At 33.2% G+C, this 18,289-nt stretch carries 15 protein-coding genes; 7 read left to right on the top strand and 8 right to left on the bottom strand.

Annotated elements, in window-relative coordinates; all coding sequences use genetic code 11:
- The 3 genes from moaE (at position 1) to J3U19_RS02895 (ending at position 3,198) form a co-directional block, all read left to right on the top strand.
- A complete protein-coding gene (moaE, locus tag J3U19_RS02905) occupies positions 1–444 on the top strand; it encodes a molybdopterin synthase catalytic subunit MoaE (RefSeq protein WP_267339994.1) in 444 nt (147 codons plus the stop codon).
- Between the two features lie 55 nt (positions 445–499).
- Entirely contained in the window at positions 500–1,198 is a 699-nt protein-coding gene (locus J3U19_RS02900) for a Bax inhibitor-1/YccA family protein (RefSeq protein WP_267339993.1), read from the top strand.
- A gap of 173 nt (positions 1,199–1,371) precedes the next feature.
- Positions 1,372–3,198 (top strand): sulfatase-like hydrolase/transferase, encoded by a 1,827-nt coding sequence (locus tag J3U19_RS02895; protein WP_267345410.1) that lies wholly within the window; start codon positions 1,372–1,374, stop codon positions 3,196–3,198.
- A gap of 72 nt (positions 3,199–3,270) precedes the next feature.
- On the opposite strand, the gene sppA is transcribed toward J3U19_RS02895, so the two are convergent.
- The 6 genes from sppA to pcnB all read right to left on the bottom strand — a co-directional run bounded on the left by sppA (position 3,271) and on the right by pcnB (position 11,912).
- On the bottom strand, positions 3,271–5,106 hold the full coding sequence (gene sppA / locus J3U19_RS02890; RefSeq protein ID WP_267345408.1) for a signal peptide peptidase SppA: 1,836 nt from the start codon (positions 5,104–5,106) through the stop codon (positions 3,271–3,273).
- 27 nt (positions 5,107–5,133) lie between these two features.
- Positions 5,134–5,952 (bottom strand): bis(5'-nucleosyl)-tetraphosphatase (symmetrical) ApaH, encoded by an 819-nt coding sequence (apaH, locus tag J3U19_RS02885; RefSeq protein ID WP_267345407.1) that lies wholly within the window; start codon positions 5,950–5,952, stop codon positions 5,134–5,136.
- A 4-nt stretch (positions 5,953–5,956) separates the two neighbouring features.
- Positions 5,957–6,754, bottom strand: coding sequence for a 16S rRNA (adenine(1518)-N(6)/adenine(1519)-N(6))-dimethyltransferase RsmA (rsmA, locus tag J3U19_RS02880; RefSeq protein ID WP_267339989.1), 798 nt, complete (start codon positions 6,752–6,754; stop codon positions 5,957–5,959).
- Positions 6,747–8,060, bottom strand: a complete 1,314-nt coding sequence (gene surA / locus J3U19_RS02875; protein ID WP_267339988.1) for a peptidylprolyl isomerase SurA — start codon at positions 8,058–8,060, stop codon at positions 6,747–6,749. The genes rsmA and surA overlap by 8 nt, the downstream gene beginning before the upstream one ends.
- An 85-nt stretch (positions 8,061–8,145) precedes the next feature.
- Positions 8,146–10,503, bottom strand: coding sequence for an LPS assembly protein LptD (lptD, locus tag J3U19_RS02870; RefSeq protein ID WP_267339987.1), 2,358 nt, complete (start codon positions 10,501–10,503; stop codon positions 8,146–8,148).
- Positions 10,504–10,577: 74 nt separating this feature from the next.
- Positions 10,578–11,912, bottom strand: a complete 1,335-nt coding sequence (gene pcnB, locus J3U19_RS02865; protein ID WP_267340147.1) for a polynucleotide adenylyltransferase PcnB — start codon at positions 11,910–11,912, stop codon at positions 10,578–10,580.
- 433 nt (positions 11,913–12,345) lie between these two features.
- On the opposite strand from pcnB, the gene oxyR reads away from it, so the two are divergent.
- From oxyR to J3U19_RS02845, 4 genes are all read left to right on the top strand, one after another.
- Positions 12,346–13,278 (top strand): DNA-binding transcriptional regulator OxyR, encoded by a 933-nt coding sequence (gene oxyR, locus J3U19_RS02860; RefSeq protein WP_267339986.1) that lies wholly within the window; start codon positions 12,346–12,348, stop codon positions 13,276–13,278.
- A complete protein-coding gene (gene fabR / locus J3U19_RS02855; RefSeq protein ID WP_267339985.1) occupies positions 13,275–13,919 on the top strand; it encodes an HTH-type transcriptional repressor FabR in 645 nt (214 codons plus the stop codon). The genes oxyR and fabR overlap by 4 nt, the downstream gene beginning before the upstream one ends.
- A 484-nt stretch (positions 13,920–14,403) precedes the next feature.
- A complete protein-coding gene (locus tag J3U19_RS02850) occupies positions 14,404–14,580 on the top strand; it encodes a hypothetical protein (RefSeq protein WP_267339983.1) in 177 nt (58 codons plus the stop codon).
- Positions 14,581–14,944: 364 nt separating this feature from the next.
- Positions 14,945–15,121, top strand: coding sequence for a hypothetical protein (locus J3U19_RS02845; protein ID WP_267339982.1), 177 nt, complete (start codon positions 14,945–14,947; stop codon positions 15,119–15,121).
- 65 nt (positions 15,122–15,186) lie between these two features.
- Here J3U19_RS02845 and pntB read toward each other — a convergent pair whose 3' ends face one another.
- Together pntB and pntA are read right to left on the bottom strand one after the other, a co-directional pair.
- Entirely contained in the window at positions 15,187–16,581 is a 1,395-nt protein-coding gene (gene pntB, locus J3U19_RS02840) for a Re/Si-specific NAD(P)(+) transhydrogenase subunit beta (protein ID WP_267339981.1), read from the bottom strand.
- A gap of 15 nt (positions 16,582–16,596) precedes the next feature.
- On the bottom strand, positions 16,597–18,129 hold the full coding sequence (pntA, locus tag J3U19_RS02835) for a Re/Si-specific NAD(P)(+) transhydrogenase subunit alpha (protein ID WP_267339980.1): 1,533 nt from the start codon (positions 18,127–18,129) through the stop codon (positions 16,597–16,599).
- Positions 18,130–18,289 lie beyond the last annotated feature (160 nt).

Here is an 18,289-nt window from a genome sequence, read left to right as displayed (position 1 = left end):
ATGGATATTATTAGAGTAAATGAAGAGTCAATTGATACTAATCAGTTAATTAATTGGCTTTCAGAATTACCCCAAGATGGTGCTATTGTTACTTTTATGGGTAAAGTTCGTTGTTTTGAAAAACGAACATTAAGCCTTTATCTTGAACATTATGCATTAATGACTGAGAAAGTATTAGCTAATATAATTGCTAATGCTCGAAAAAAATGGCAATTAAGTCGAGTAGTGGTGGTTCACAGAGTTGGGGAAATTAATGCTAATGAGCAGATAGTATTTGTTGGAGTAAGTAGTGCTCATCGTGCGGATTCATTTTCGGCTGCTGAATTTATAATGGATTTTTTAAAAAATGAGGCACCATTTTGGAAGAAAGAACGAATCATTGATGGAGAACACTGGGTTGAAGCAAAAAAAACTGACATAGACGCATTGAAAAAATGGAATTAATCCTTATTTAATATATAATACATAAGATTATGTAACATTTTAGGAGAGGTAAAGAATGGCAAGTTTTTCGCCTAATGGTTTAATTAACGAACAAGCTGGTAGTCGTGTACAAACGTATATGAGCCATGTATATGGCTGGATGACAGTAGGTTTATTACTAACAGCTTTAGTTGCTTGGTTTGCATCAAGTAATATGGCATTGGTGCAGTTATTATATAAAGGTATGTGGTTGTTGTTAATTGCGGAACTGGCATTAGTTTTCGTTATTTCTGGCATGATCAATAGACTTTCTGGTGCTGCTGCAACCACATTATTTATGCTTTATTCGGTTTTAAATGGTTGTACTTTTTCAATCTATTTTTTGGTTTATACTTCATCATCAATAGCAAGTGTATTCTTTATTACTGCAGGCATGTTCGCAGCTTTGGCTTTTTATGGCTATACTACTAAGCGAGATTTGTCTGGTTTCGGCCGTTTCTTATTTATGGGTGTAATTGGATTAATCATTGCGTCATTAGTGAATATGTTTATGCATAGTCAACCGTTAATGTGGGCTATTACCTATATTGGTGTGTTTGTTTTTGCAGGATTAACTGCGTATGATACTCAAAAATTGAAAGAGTTAGGTGATGGTTTACCTCAAGATGATCAGAATTTATTTAGACGTTATGTTATTTTAGGTGCATTACAACTTTATCTTGATTTTATCAATTTATTTATTATGTTACTAAGAATTTTTGCCGATCGTCGATAACTTTTTTGAATCTAGAAAAAGGGCTCAAATAGAGCCCTTTTTTGTTAATATTTTATTAGTATTTATCTAGATAATGCTAACTTGTAAAAAAGTTTCAGGAAAGCACTACGTTTCAGTATAAAATGCTGTAAGATTCTTAAAAAAAGCGAATGAATTACCTAATAGTGAATACTATGAAAAAATTATATTGTTGTGTTTTAATAAATATCTTCATTTCATCTCTTATTGCAATACGTTTCTTTCTTGTTCCCGATATATCGTTTTCTTGGCTTGGTAGCACATTTTCAGTGTTTGCAGTACTTGGGCATTTTTTTTCATTATATATATTGTTCTTTTTAATCTGTATACCAACACTATGGTTAAGAAAATATTTATGCCATGCTATTCTTGCTATTTTGTTTAGTCTTATTCAGATAACATTATATGTTGATACAATTGTCTTTCAACAATATCGATTCCACATTAATGAATCAGTTTTATCAATGGTATTGTCGGGTCAAATTGTTGATTTTTCGATAGCAACTTATCTGCTAATGCTGGTACTAATTGTCGTTTCATTTTGTGCTGAATATCTTATTATCTATATTATTGATTTCAAAATATCAAAACCACACAGTAAAACGAATGCAATTTTATTTTCTACGCTGTTGTTGATTGTTTCTTTATTTATTAGCCAATTCGGACATATGGTTGCTTTTTATTATGCTTATTCCCCAATAATGGTGGTGAAAGAATATATTCCGCTCTATCGTCCATTGACTTCAAAAAAAATCATGAATTTTTTTGATAAGCAAGGAGAGCGAAAAGTTGTTTATGATAAGGATTATATCAACGCAACTATAGATTATCCTAAAAATCCATTAGTCATTAACCCAGAAAATAAAAAACTTAAAAACATAATGTTTATTGTTTTAGATTCATGGCGATACGATACTTTCAGTAATGAAATTTCTCCAAATACCTTCCAGTTTGTTAAGAACAACGATGGCGTTGTCTTTAATAATCATTATTCTACAGGTAATGCAACGCGCACGGGTATTTTTGGACTTTTTTACGGTATTCCAGGTACCTATTGGGATTCATTTTTACGTGGTAGTATTCCGTCTTTATTTATTACAACTTTACAGAAAGAAAATTATAATATTGGTATTTTTACATCAGCTAAAGTTACTGCACCTGAATTTGACCGAACTGCGTTTGTTACCATTGAAAATTTAAGAATCAGTAGTAAAGATGGCTCTGCATCTAAACGGGATAAACAAATCACTGACGATTGGTTATCATGGTATAAATCGCGAGATACCTCAAGGCCAACGTTTTCTTTTTTATTTTATGATGCACCGCATGCTTATGATTTTCCTGATGATTTTCCAGTTAGGTTTAAACCCATTGGCGATCTTAATTATATGACATTAAATAATGATACAGATCCTTTGCCAATTTTTAATCGTTATAAACAAAGCGTTTATTATGATGATTATTTATTACAAAGTATTTATGATGAACTTATTAAATCAGACTCATTAAATGATACATTGTTAATTATCACTGGTGATCATAGTCAAGAAATGAATGATAATAAACTCGGTTTTTGGGGGCATAATGGTAATTATACCGATGCTCAAACTAAAGTACCTTTTATTATTATTGGTGCGACAGAATTAGGCAATTTGATAAATAACAGTAATAAATTAACTAACCATGAAGATGTTGTTCCATCCCTGATGAAGCATTATTTATATGTTGAAAATGATATAAAGGATTACTCTACTGGATATGATTTATTTAAACCTATAACTGATCGTAATTGGTTATTAATGTCCAACTACAGTTCTTATGCAGTTAGAACATCTGATAATATTTACTTTGTTAATAGAATTGGTATTAGTCGTTATATGGATCTGCACAATCATGAGCTTAATGAAGTACCAAATTACCAATATATTCAAGAAGCAATGAAAAATATGAGTTATTTTTTCAATCGAGAAAAAAATGATTAAAATATTAGAACTTTATCATCTAGTACCATTGAAGAATTCCATCCGCCAGTTCATGGCGGATAGTAATATGATTTAACGAACATCAGCACAATTTAAACAATAAATATAACGATTTTGAGTGTCGTTAAAATTATTCCATAAAGATATATGTTGTTGTAGCTGTTTTGCTTCAGGGAGATGTTCAAAGAATATCTCAGCTGTTGATTGAGGTAATATAGCTATCATATCTGAATATAATGCATTAAACCAGTTTACTTCAGGTTTTGGCCAATCAATTCTATAATCAGTTAAATCTGCTAATGTTGCTGCTATTTCAACAGCATCATCGAAATCACCTAACTTATCAACGAGTCCTATATTGTTTGCCTCTGATCCTAACCATACTTGACCTTGTCCAATTTTATCCACTTGTTTTGTAGTCATTTTTCGCGCTTTTGCTACCAGTGAAATGAATTTTTGATAGCCATTGTTGATGTTCATTTGAATTAATTGTCTTGTTTCTTCAGGCAAGTTTTTAGTTAAATTATTGCCTGCTAATGGTGATGTGCTTACTCCATCACTATAAACACCAACATGAGATAAAGAATTTTCAAATGTTGGAATAATACCAAATATACCTATAGAGCCTGTAATGGTGTTCGGACTAGCAACAATATAATCAGATTCAGTTGAGATCCAGTACCCACCTGATGCAGCCATTCCTCCCATAGAAACAACGACTGGAATTTTATAACTACGTAAAGCTTCTAATTCACTGCGAATTGCTTCAGATGCATCAACACTTCCCCCAGGGCTATTTACTCGTAACACTACGGCTTGCACATTATGCTTATCTAGATTTTGACGAATTTCTTTAAGTTGCTGAACAATATCTTGGCTTCCTGCTACAGCACGACTATTTTCACTATTATTGATAGTACCATTAACAAATACAACAGCGATAAGTGGAGTGTTGCTCTTATTATTATCACTTATTAATTGTTCTTCTTCTGATTTGAGTAGATAATCGTAAATGCTAATTTCATGTTGATCAATGAATTCTAATTCATATTGATGATTTGAAGTAATGATATCAACTAAACCATTAGATAAAGCATATTGAGCCATATTGCCATTTACAGATTTCAATTCTGATAGCATTTTTTCAGGTGTGGGTACTAATTGGGTATTGGCTTTTTTTCGTTGTGTTGAGATATCATTAAGATAATTATCCCACATAAGAGTTAACCAACGAGTTGTATTATTTCTTGCTTCTTCTGACATATTATCGCGAACAAATGGTTCAATGGCAGATTTATACGTTCCTACTCTGAAAACATGCGTATTAACTTTTAAATTATCAAGTAGAGTTTTATAGTACAAATTGTTAGCAGATAATCCATATACATTGACTGAACCAAGAGGTGTTAGATAGATTTTATTGGCATAACTCGCTAAATAATATTGGCTTTGATTATAAGTTGTACCAAAAGCATAAATTGGTTTTTTTGCTTCTTTGAATTTTGTTAAATATTTACCCACATATTGTAAAGAGCTCAAATCAGCACCAACAAAATTATCTAACTTCAAAACCATGCTTTTAATATTTGGATCGATGGTTGCTTGAGCAATTTTTTGAGTTAATACGAATAAGCTATTTTCGCGCGATGTATTGATTTTCTTGCCATATATTTTATTTTGTAAGGCATAGATTTCATCACTGTAATTCGTGTTATCGACAATCACACCTTCAAGATCTAAAACTAATGAACCATATTGAGGTACTGTATTTTGTTTTTTGGCTTCTTTTATTAAGCCAATACCTCCGAAGATAATCAGAATAATAACTAAGAATATCAAATTAAGAAACATTTCTCGTATTACATTAATCACTTTCCAAATAGATTTTATGACAGATAATGCAGACATAATTATTAGTCCTTGTTAACAATAACTTTAATTTTTTGTTTCATTATTACGTTTTTTGAAATATTTTTTATCTTCAAATCGTAAACATGTTAGTTTTCCACCCCAACAACATCCGGTATCAAGTGCATAAATATTTTCGGGTGTTCCTTTACCATTTAACGCAGCCCAATGTCCAAAAGCAATATTGTATTCTGGGGGTATTTTACTTGGCAATAAAAACCAAGGTTTAAGTTTTACTGGTGCTTGTTCAGGTGATTTTTTAAAATAAAAATCTAATCGACCATCTTCATAACAAAAACGCATACGTGTTAACGCATTGGCAATATAACGTAGGCGATCTAATCCTTGTAATTCTGATGACCATTCATCAGGAAAGTTACCATACATATTATCTAAAAATAAGGGATATGAATCACTAGATAACATGACACTCAGATCCTGAGCGCACTTTTTTAGTAATTCAAGATCCCATTGTGGTGAAATACCTGCATGGCTCATGATTAATTTTAATGAATCATCAATCTGAACCAATGGCTGTTTACGTAGCCAGTTCATAAGCTCATCATAGTCGGGAGCATTGATGACTTCATCTAAATTATCTTTCTTTTTAGTAAGTGTAACACCAGCATATACCGATAATAAATGCAAATCATGATTTCCCAATACCATGCGAATTTTTTGACTATGTTGCTTAACAAATCGTAAAACATCTAGTGATTTAGGGCCACGGGCAACAAGATCCCCTGTTAACCATAAAGTATCTGAAGAGGCAAATTTTGCTTTTTCGAGTAATCGCATAAATTCATCATAACAGCCATGAATATCACCAATGAGTAAATTTGCCATAAAGCTATTTCCATGCATTTGCAAGCTGGCAATATTGTTGAACAGTTATATTTTCAGCACGTAAATTTGGATCAATATTTAGTTCTACTAATTGTTCAACTGTAAACATATTACCTAAACTGTTACGAATTGTTTTTCGGCGTTGATTAAATGCTTCGGTTGTAATACGAGAAAGTATTTTGACATCATTGACTTGATGAAGTTTTTCTTTGTAAGGGATCAATTTTACAACCGCAGAGTCAACTTTTGGTGCTGGTTTAAATGATGTTGGGGGTACTTCCAATACTGGAATAATTTGGCAATAATATTGTGCCATGACACTTAATCTACCATAATCTTTACTATTAGGTGCCGCAACAAGTCGAGTTACGACTTCTTTTTGTAACATAAAATGCATATCAACAATGATATTGGCATATTCAAATAAATGGAACATTAACGGTGTAGAAATGTTATAGGGTAAATTACCAAATACTCTTAATGGTTTACCTAATTGTTGGTTTAACTCATTAAAGTTAAAGGTTAAAGCATCTTGTTCGATAACAGTCAATTTATTCTTTAACAAAGGGTTATCAATCAATCTACTGGCTAAATCTCTATCAATTTCTATAACCGTTAAATGATCAACGTATTTACTGACTGGAACTGTTAATGCAGCTAGCCCAGGACCAATTTCTACTAGAGCTTGATCTGTTTTAGGTTGTATGGCTGCAACAATACTTTCAATAATATAGTCATCATGTAAAAAATTTTGTCCGAATCGTTTACGGGCAAAATGCCCTTGATGAACACGATTATTCATGCTTATTTTCACCTGTAATGTTAATGTAGGCATCGCCTTTTAATTCTTGGATCCACACTTGAGCTTCCTCACTAAATTTACGATTGAATATTAATCGGTAAGCCCGATCTTGTTTAATTGCATTGGTTCCATCAGTTTGTTTAGTATCGATTAGTTGAATCAAATGCCAACCGAAGGATGATTTAACTGGCTGGCTGATCTCACCTTTTTTCAAATGAACTAAAGCATTTCTAAATCCACTGTCATAGACCTCTGGACGATTCCAACCTAAATTCCCTCCATTTTCGGCTGATCCAGGATCCTCTGAATTAGCTTTTGCAGCTGCTTCAAAACTCATTGTACCATTGATTATTGATTTACGAATATCATTCAATTTTTGTCTAGCTATTTGGTCTGTCACCAATACATTCGTTTTAATTAAAATATGGCGAGCATTCATTTCTTCAATTGTATATTTTTTTGGGGCTTCTTTGCGGGTATCATCTACCTTTAAAATGTGTAAACCAACACCAGAACGAATTGGGCCAATAATACTGCCTTTCTGTGCTCTAACAAGTCGTTCTTCAAAGATAGTTGGTAGCTCGTTAAGTTTATTCCAACCCATATTGCCACCTTTTAAAGCCAGATCATCGTTTGAGTATGTCGTTGCTAATTTTGCAAAATTTTCACCTTTTTGTGCCCGATTTATAATATCATTTGCTCTGTTAGTTGCATTATCAATCTGTTGTTTAGACGCTTTTTCTGGTACAGATATAAGAATATGGCTAATTTTGACATCTATATTGTTAGCTGGCTGTTCAGAAAGATTTTTAGTCAAAGTTTCAACTTCTTTTTCTGAAATTTTAATTCTAGGCCTAACCTCATTCATTCTGGTTTGTTCGATCAACATATCATTATGAATACGTTCCCGATAACTGCTATAACTAATACCCATTATCGAAAGTTTACTTCTGAGTTCATCAATCGTCATACCGTTTTGCTCTGCAATTCTAGCAATAGCGTTGGTGACTTCATCATCATTGATTGTAATTTTTGCTTTAGCTGCTTTTTGCAAAATTAAATTTTCAATAATTAAGCGATCCAGAATTTGCTCTCTTAATACATTATCATTAGGCAGATTACTCGCATCAGTACTGGCCTTTATTGTTTTTAACATGTCGTTAATATCACTTTCTAAAATGACATTATTATTAACTACTGCAGCTACTCGTTCGATAACCTTAGGTGCGGCAACTGTTGATAATGGAGTAAGTAGTCCTATGGTTAAACTTAAATTTAAAGTAATCAATAATTTTGATAGTTTCATATTTGCGTTACTCGTATTGTTTGTTACAGTATAAATATTACTGTATTAATTTAATTAGTTATATTAAATAAAATTAATATGTTCATTAAAATGTCGTTGTGTATGGAAGTTTTCCAAAGTTTAACATTTTTGCTTTCGCATCACGGTTACGCCCTAAACCTTGTAATTCAAAATTAACGGAGAGTTTATTTTCGTATTTACTGCTACGCGTAATTGAATCCCAATCTGTTAACTTTCGTCCATATTGTACAGTCATTCCCCAGCAACAATCACTATAATGTAACCCTATGGAGCTATCGGCCGTTTGGCCTAAGTTGACGTCATAATAGTATGAACCTACCGCATTGATTGTTTGTGACAACGGCCACGCTGTAACAAATCCAGCTTGTGAGATATCTTGTTTATAATTCTTATATAAAGAACTTAAATCAACCGTATTAATATAATTATGGTTAGCATAACGATAAGATAGTTGTAGTAGTTTTTCACTTGATGGACGATATTCAAATATTGCATTAGCTAAAGAGACAGTATCAATTCGAGTATCATATTGTATACCACTCCTGAAAATCATATTATCAGTGATCCGCCAAAAATTATCAGAAGCCCAAGTGATACTACCAGTATCTGAGTTTTCATCTAATCCAGTATTATGTTCGCTGGTTTTTGATTTAGTAAAATAAGTAATCTGTCCAATGGAAAAATTAAACTTTTCAACTTTATTATTATCGTAAAAACGAGTTGTTACCCCTGTGGCTATATTATTAGCAGAAGCAATTCGATCCAATCCACTGTATGGTTGATCTCTAAATAAACCCACATAATCAAATTGTAATAAGGTGGAATCATAAGTTCCTATATTAGACTGATTTCGGTATGGAATATATATATATTTTACTCGAGGTTCTAATGTCTGGGTATAGCCATCAATGAAATTGAAGTCACGCTCAAATATAATTTTACCATCAATACTAAATTTTGGTATAAAACGGTTTACATTTTTATCTAACTGTCTATATCTATCAATGTGTCTTTTAATATTATCTTGACTATAATGTGTTGCCATTATACCGGCTGAAGTTGTTAATATTGTCCAAGAATTAGTTAAAGTATAATTAATTGATGGTTCAATATGAGTGCGCCATGCTTTAGGATTATTCTTTCCAGAGCTTATAAAATGAGATACTTGAGAAAACGTTTTAAATTTAATTGGTCCAAAATCATAATTATAATAATTAATATTTAATTGTGGTTGAGTTTGATACAATGAATCTTTCACACCATCTTGAAAGGCTTGAAAGTGTCTATAGCCCAAAGTAATGTCCCAATTTGGATCATTATAGCCTAATTTATAAAACTGAGTTAGATATCCTGCTGTTTGAGATGTATATTTAGAATCTAAATCTGCTAAATATTGATTATCACTTACACGTGTCGAATCAACAGTAAAACGCCAATTGTAATTAATTAATTCGTCGTTTTTCCAATAGAATAACCAGCGATGACGATTGTCATCATAGTTATTACCATTTAATAATCTATCTCTATCTTCATTATATTTAGCATCATGTTGTAGCCAATCAAATGCGAGTGTACCCAAACCAAGCTCATTCAGATACCGGAATTCGGTTTGTAATTGAAGGCCGCGACGCTGTAATAGCCTCGGGATGAATGTGGCATCATAATTAGGTGCAATATTCCAATAAATAGGTAAAGTAAAATCAATACCACTGACGCTGTCATAACTTATATTAGGCATTAATAAACCTGACCGACGCTTATTACCTGTTGGTAATTGTAAGTAAGGTGAATACAATACAGGTACTTTACCAATACGAAATATCGCATTCCATACTTCAAGTAATTGCTCTTCATTATCGTGAATAATCGTTGAACCCTTAATACTCCAAGTACCGTCATCGACAGGACATGAGGTAAAACTGCCGTTTTTCAAAATAACCAATCGATTTTTCTCAAGTTTCATCTCATCAGCATCACCGCGACCAAGTCGATTAACAAGATGATACTCACCAGGGCTGATTTGGGTATCATTATTATTAAGATTCATTGATGCATTATTACCTTTTATTTTAATCAAATTATCTTGATAATTAATGTTTCCTTGTAAGATTGCTAAACGGTTTTTTTGATTAGTTGAGTCAATTGTGACTTTATTTGCTTGTACTGTGCGGTTCCCTTGTTCTATTGAAACATCACCTTGATAAATGACAGTATTTGGATAAATCGCTTCAAATTGGTTTGCTTCGGCATTAACAGGCAATGTGTTAATATCACCTTTAACTAAAGGGCGATCATATTTTGGAACACTGGCAAAACATTGTGGATTATTACTTTCAGCTTTAGGTAAACCTATAGCATAGCAGCTATTAGACAATGAAAGGGTAACGGTAATTGCAATAAATGACGGCGTTAATTTTTTCATCAATAATTAAAGGTAGTTATGATTATTATATGCTAAGCATTATAACGGTTATTTATAAAAGTGCGAACGAAAAATTAATGTTTGGTTCTGCGCTTATTTGTTTTACTGATTTGTTTAACCATTGCAATTCTTTTGTCGACAGAAGTATGCTGAAATTCATCCCACCATTTAGCTAGAGTTAAAAGTTCACCTTTTTCGATGGATGCCCGCATTTCTAATAAATCATATGCTGCACGGAATTTAGGATGTTCCAAAATTGCAAATGCACGTTTTCCTTCACGTTTTTTCATTCGTAATTGTAAACGCCAGATATCTCCCATTATTGTTGTTAATCTCTTAGGTATTGCAATCATTCGGCATTGTTCACTTAGTATATCATTAATAGCCATTGAAAATGCATCATGAAATAACAAACCACTTTCAACACAAGTTAATTGTGTCTGTTCAATAATTGGATACCAAAAAAAAGCAGCAAATAAAAATGCAGGATTAACACGTAGCTTATTAGCTATTCGGTAATCAGTATTTTTTAAAACTTGCTCAATCATTTTTTCTAAATAGCTATTATTATTTTGAGTAAATAGTTGTTCAATGATCGGAAATAATTGCTCAAAAAGATGATATTTTTTTAATAATAAATAAGTGTTATATCCATTGCCTGATTGTAATAATTTTAGTGATTCATCAAAAAGTCTTGCTGACGGTATATTTTTTAACAAAGGTGCAAGATGTTTGATTGGTTCAGCTGTTGTAGGTTCAATTTGCATATCAAGTTTAGCGGCAAAACGAATCGTTCGTAACATTCTAACCGGATCTTCACGATAGCGAACTTTTGGATCACCAATCAAGCGAATAATTCCATTTTGTAAGTCTTTTAAGCCACCACAGTAATCACGTAACGTAAAATCTTTTATACTATAATAAAAAGCGTTCATCGTGAAATCACGACGAACAGCATCTTGTTCAATTGTTCCATATACATTATCGCGTAGCAGCATTCCCGATTGGGAACGTTTGGCAATATTGTTTTGTTCATCTTGGTTGCTATGCTCACCGCGGAAGGTTGCTACTTCAATAATCTCTTTACCAAACATAATGTGCGCCAGACGGAATCTTTTGCCAACTAAACGGCAATTGCGAAACGTTTTTTGTACTTGTTCTGGTGTTGCGTTGGTTGCAATATCGAAATCTTTAGGTGTCTTACCTAGTAAAAGATCTCGAATACATCCACCAACTAAATAAGCTTCATATCCTTGTTTATTTAATCTATAAAGAACTTTTAACGCATTTTCACTAATATCTTTACGTGAAATATTGTGTTCATTGCGAGATATCAAAACATATCGAGATTCTTTCTGTTTTTCGATGTGAAACATTTTACGGTAAAAGCGAGAGACTTGTTTAAAAATAGTGCACCTCTAAAAGTATATTTACTCAAGTGATATAGCGCGCGATTATATCTCAATTGCTTATAACTTTCCATTTTTCTTCATTTATCAACTTTAACTATAGTAAAATTAAATACTTTAGGATTTTAATTTAATATTCTATTTAATTTTTAAACATAATTATCAATAATAGCACTTTATATAGTACAATTAGCGATATTGGTCTAGAAAACAACATTATCTATTTACATGTATTTTATGTGTAATTTTACTATCTAATTATAATTAACTAACCTATATTCAAAAATTTTTAATATATTATAGAAAATAGCTCATATAAACAACATGATAAATATTTAAGTTATCTTTCAATCTGTTAATTTTTTAAACAGGATTAGCCAATAAAAATTGTTTGAGTATATACCATTAACTGATAAATTATTTTGGGGACATTATGAATATTCGTGATTTGGAATATTTTGTTTCGTTAGCTGAGTTTCGTCATTTTCGTAAAGCTGCTGATGCTTGCAATGTGAGTCAACCAACTTTAAGTGGACAAATCAGAAAATTGGAAGATGAACTAGGCGTGATGTTATTAGAACGTACTAGTCGCAAAGTATTATTTACTCAAACAGGTATGATGCTTGTTGAGCAAGCTAAAGAGATATTACGCAATATTCAAATCCTTAAAGAGATGGCTAGTCGCCAAGGGGAAGAGATGTCAGGTCCGATGCATATTGGTTTAATACCAACTATTGCTCCTTATTTATTACCACATGTAATAACTGTACTACATGAATCTTTTCCTCAATTAGAGCTTTATTTACATGAAGCACAAACTGCTAATATTGTCGCTCAACTTGAAAGTGGTAAATTAGATTGCGCAATAATTGCACAAGTAAAAGAAACGGCGCAATTTATTGAACTTCCATTATTTAATGAGCCAATGTTTTTAGCTGTTCCAGCAAACGATGAGTTAGCAAATAAACAAACAGTTAAACTTTCTAATTTAAAAGGTCAAAAATTCTTAATGTTGGAAGATGGGCACTGTTTACGTGAACATGCTATGGGATATTGTTTTCAAGTAGGTATTGATGAAGATAAACAATTTAAAGCAACAAGCTTAGAAACCTTGCGTAGTATGATTTCTGCGGGTCGAGGAATAACTTTATTTCCTGAGCTAGCTGCTCCAAATGAGCGAATGAGAGATAATATTTGCTATATTCCTTGTACCGATCCGATTCCAGTACGTAGTATTGCTTTGATTTATAGACCTGGTTCACCTTTGCGTTCACGTTATGAAACAATTGCAAAAACGATTCGCGAACATATGCCAAAAGTATTTGCAGAAAAAGAACGTTTGTTAAAATCAATAAATATAAAATGAAAAACATTAAAACAAGTGGCGTACGTGCACAGCAGAAAGAGAGAACTCGTCGATCATTAATTGATGCGGCGTTTAATCAACTAAATGCCGAGCAGGGTTTTGCCAGTTTGAGCTTACGTGAAGTTGCTCGAGAAGCTGGTATTGCTGCAACATCGTTTTATCGACATTTTCGTGATATGGATGAATTGGGTTTAGCTATGGTTGATGAAAGTGGTTTAACCCTTCGCCAATTGTTGCGCCAAGCGCGAAAACGTATTGAAAAAGGTGGTAGCGTGTTGCGTACTTCTGTAACAACGTTTATTGAATTTATTGATAAAAATCCTAAAGTTTTTTTACTATTACTTCGTGAAAAGGCAGGGACATCATCGGCATTTCGATCAGCCATTGCACGTGAAATTCAACATTTTATTGAAGAATTAGTTGATTATTTGGATAATGCTAACAAAATGCCTCATCATTATAACGAAGCTCAAGCTGAAGCAATGGTAACTATTGCTTTTAATGCGGGAGCGGAAGCGATTGATTTTGATACCATTCAACGTCAAAGATTAATCGAAGATCTTATTTTCCAGCTTCGAATGGTTTCACGAGGTGCTTATTATCTTTATCACAAAGAATTAATAAAGCAAGGAAAAAGATAATTACAATTTTTTATACTAAAATGTATGGTTAACCTAAAGCTTTTTAACAAGAATTAACTTACTAGATTGTTTATTTATTACTTGACTAAATAAAGTAAACTATTAATTAACCAGTTGTAATATTTATATTGTTATCAATTAAGTATAGCTGTTAAAGTTCAAAATAGTCACATTTTTCAGTAGGTATTCATTGAATGACTCAATACTACTTGGGCTTAATTTTTATTTAATTTTCACTTTTATCAATTATACATATTCAGATATAGGATTTAAGTGAATCTATTACAGTAAAGAAAGTAGCCCATCTTTGAGCATAGCAACATGGTATTGACCAAAGAATCAATAAGATAGTTTAATGGTTGCGATAATGCCATTTTTTAAGGTTCTATTTAATGCAACGCCTGTTTCAGATTACTGTAAACATCCCCTAATTTTTTTTCGCATGGTTATGGTGGCAGTTGGCAAAATTTAAGTTGGCTTGCCTATGAACTGGCCAAAAAGGAAGTATTTTGTTGCCACACCAAATCATCCAGGTACAAAATTCTTTAATAATGATATTCAACAATCCTTTAAATTATGGCTACGCCAACAAGATTTAAGTAAAACAATTGATTCTTTAGAAGAAGACGAGACTTTAGCAAACAATATTGATATTGGATAATATATCAGCGATTAAGCATTCCCTTGGCGGCTGAAGGGTAATCGCACTTACTGGAGCAAAATTTGATACTGAGCTTTTTAAGCAAAACTGTACAATTCATGCCCATTTGAAAGCTTGCCAATTAGTGACTGAACTTGGCCTTGATAATTCTAAATTAAATAAAATCTTATTCGATCCAAGAATAAAATCATTTATCTCTTTGGATGCGGGATTAGTCAGAGGTTTTACTTCAGAAAGTTTAAAAGATGTTTAAAATTCTTTCTTTAATTATTGATGCAAGAGTCGATGTTGGCGATATGGATGCAAAACTTGGCTTAGGCTATTTATACAGTTTCTGTTAACTTATACGGTGATACCAGATGCAATGCATTTTAGTTTTATACAAGTTTGTAAACCTAAGGCGATAGCGATATTAGAACAAGAAGCTCGAAGCGAAGGCATTATTTGTAAGGATGGAGGGAAACGGACTCGAGCCGAAATTCATCGTGAAATAATTAAACAAATTACTACTTTTTTAGCTCAAATAAATTTAAACTCTTAACTCTTATAATATTACTGCGGCTAGGCCGCAGTAATATTTTGTATTATCTATAAGACTAATTGTCATTAAAGATTTTGTAACACTTTTTCAACACTATCTTTGGCATCACCAAATAGCATATAACTATTTTCTTTGAAGAACAGTGGATTTTGAACGCCGGCATAACCGGTATTCATTGAGCGTTTAGAAATGATAACCGTTTTAGCTTTCCAAACTTCAAGAACTGGCATACCTGCGATAGGGCTATTTGGATCTTCTTCCGCCGCTGGATTAACCGTATCATTTGCACCAATGACCCATACAACATCCGTATCAGGGAAGTCGTCATTGATTTCGTCCATTTCAAGCACGATATCGTAAGGTACTTTCGCTTCGGCTAATAATACATTCATATGCCCCGGTAAACGCCCGGCAACAGGGTGGATACCAAATCTCACTTCAATACCCATAGCTCGTAGTTTTTCAGTAATATTGCTCACCGCGCCTTGTGCTTGTGCAACCGCCATACCATAACCTGGAACAATAATAACTGAGCGTGCTTCTTTCAAGGTTTGTGCAACTTCAGCGGGTTGAATTTCGCGATATTCACCTTGTTCTTCTTCTGAAGAGCTTGATGAGCTGCCATCGCTACCAAAACCACCGGCAATTACGCTGATAAATGAGCGATTCATTGCTTTACACATAATATAAGAAAGAATTGCACCAGAAGAACCCACTAACGCACCTGTTACAATTAGAAGGTCATTTTGTAGCATAAAGCCTGCCGCTGCTGCAGCCCAACCAGAATAAGAATTGAGCATTGAGATAACAACAGGCATATCTGCACCACCAATCGATGCTACAAGGTGGAAACCAAACACTAATGCAATAATAGTCATAATAAGTAAACAAATTAGAGCGCCAGCACCAGTTTGTATATTGATAAATGTAAACATCAAAATAACAGATATAACTATTGCAGCTAGATTTAGATAGTGTTTATTTGGAAGAGATAATGGTTTTGAACTAATTTTACCATTTAACTTTCCAAAGGCTACAATTGAACCTGAAAAGGTAACCGCACCAATAAATACACCTACAAAAATTTCAATTAAATGAACTGTTATTTCATTTGCTGAAAATGTAACCATATGCGGATCTAAAAAGCTGTTTATACCAACAAGAACGGCTGCCATTCCAACAAAGCTATGTAGCAAAGCAACCAATTCAGGCATTTGTGTCATTTCAACATTTTTTGCTAGGTATAAACCAATAGCAGCACCTATAATCATGGCAATAATGATCCAGTGTAATCCACCATTTATGCTGGCAATTGCTGCGATAAGGGCTATTGCCATACCGATCATACCGTAGATGTTTCCTGATTTGGCTGATTCTTGATTGGAAAGACCTCGTAAACTGAATATAAAAAGTAATGCAGCAATAACATAGGCTGCTTGAATAATTCCGTTACTTAACATTATTGATTCTCTCCTTTATTTACCACGTTGGAACATTTTTAGCATTCTTTGGGTAACAAAGAATCCACCAAAAATATTGATACTCGCAATCAAAATAGCAATAAATGCAATTGCTGTTGTTAAGCCATTATCATCGCCGACTTGCAATATAGCCCCAACTAATATAATTCCGGAAATAGCATTCGTTACAGACATAAGTGGTGTATGCAAAGAATGGGTAACATTCCATACAACGTAATAACCAACAACGCAAGATAGCGCAAATACAGTAAAATGCCCTAAGAAGCTTTCAGGTACCGAGTTTGCTAACCAGAAGTAAGCAATAATAATTAACGCTAAAATCCCATATTTTTTCTGAGGATCCATTGGCTTTGGTTCTGGTTTTGCAATAGGATCGGCTGCTTTTTTCTGAGGTTGGGCAGATACTTGAATTGGTGGCGCAGGCCAAGTGATTTCTTTATCTTTGACTACAGTTACTCCACGAATAACCACATCTTCAAAATTGATGTCAATATTGCCATCTTTCTCTTTAGCAAGCAATTTTAATAAATTAACAATGTTAGTCCCATAAAGTTGAGATGCTTGAGTTGGCATACGATTAGCTAAATCAGTATAGCCAACAATTTTTACATTATTATCTGTTTCAAATATTTCGCCAGGTTTAGTTAATTCGCAGTTGCCTCCTGTTAAGGCTGCTAAATCAACTATAACGCTACCAGGTTTCATTGATTCAACCATTTCTTTCGAAATAAGTTTTGGTGCTGGTTTACCTGGTATTAGTGCTGTAGTTATAATGATATCTACATCTTTTGCTTGGTCTGCAAATAATGCCATTTCAGCTTCAATAAAAGCAGCAGACATTTGTTTCGCATAACCGTCACCTGAACCAGATTCTTCTTCGAAATCTAACTCTAAGAAGTCAGCGCCCATACTATTAATTTGTTCTGCAACTTCTGGACGCGTATCAAATGCTCGAACAATAGCACCTAAACTAACTGCTGCACCAATTGCTGCAAGACCAGCAACACCTGCACCAATTACCAAAACTTTTGCTGGTGGCACTTTTCCTGCTGCCGTTACTTGCCCAGTGAAGAATCGTCCGAATTGATTTGCTGCTTCAATAACAGATCGATAGCCAGCAATATTAGACATGGAACTTAATGCATCAAGTGACTGAGCACGTGAGATACGTGGAACACAATCCATAGCCATTACAGTTATATTTTTAGCTGCAAGCTGTTCTAAAAGCGCTTGATGTTGGGCTGGATAAATATAACTAATGAGAGTTAACCCCTCCTTCATTAGTGAAATTTCTTCATCCGTTGGTGCATGGAATTTTAAGATAAGGTCATTTTGCCAAATCTCTTGATTATTTTGAATTGTTGCTCCAGCATCAATAAATGCTTGATCTTCAAAATGAGCAGCGTGTCCTGCACCTTGTTCTACAGAGACTGTAAATCCAAGTTTTAACAGTTGTCCAACTGTTTGGGGAGTTGCTGCAACTCTAGCTTCATTGGCTAACCGTTCTTTGGGTATACCGATATGCATTGCATTTCATCCTTATGTTAAAGTGAGTTGGTAATAGTACTTTGATTCTAGCATAAAATTGCGGCAGAGCGAGTAGGTAATTTATTTTTTATTATTCAGTCCACATTATTATTTTTAATAATATTATAAGATCATATCAATAAATACGCTCAATAATGAA

The sequence above is a fragment of the Gilliamella sp. B2828 genome, from assembly GCF_026537125.1.
GTDB lineage: Bacteria > Pseudomonadota > Gammaproteobacteria > Enterobacterales > Orbaceae > Gilliamella.
This window is presented reverse-complemented; position numbering and strand designations above follow the sequence as displayed.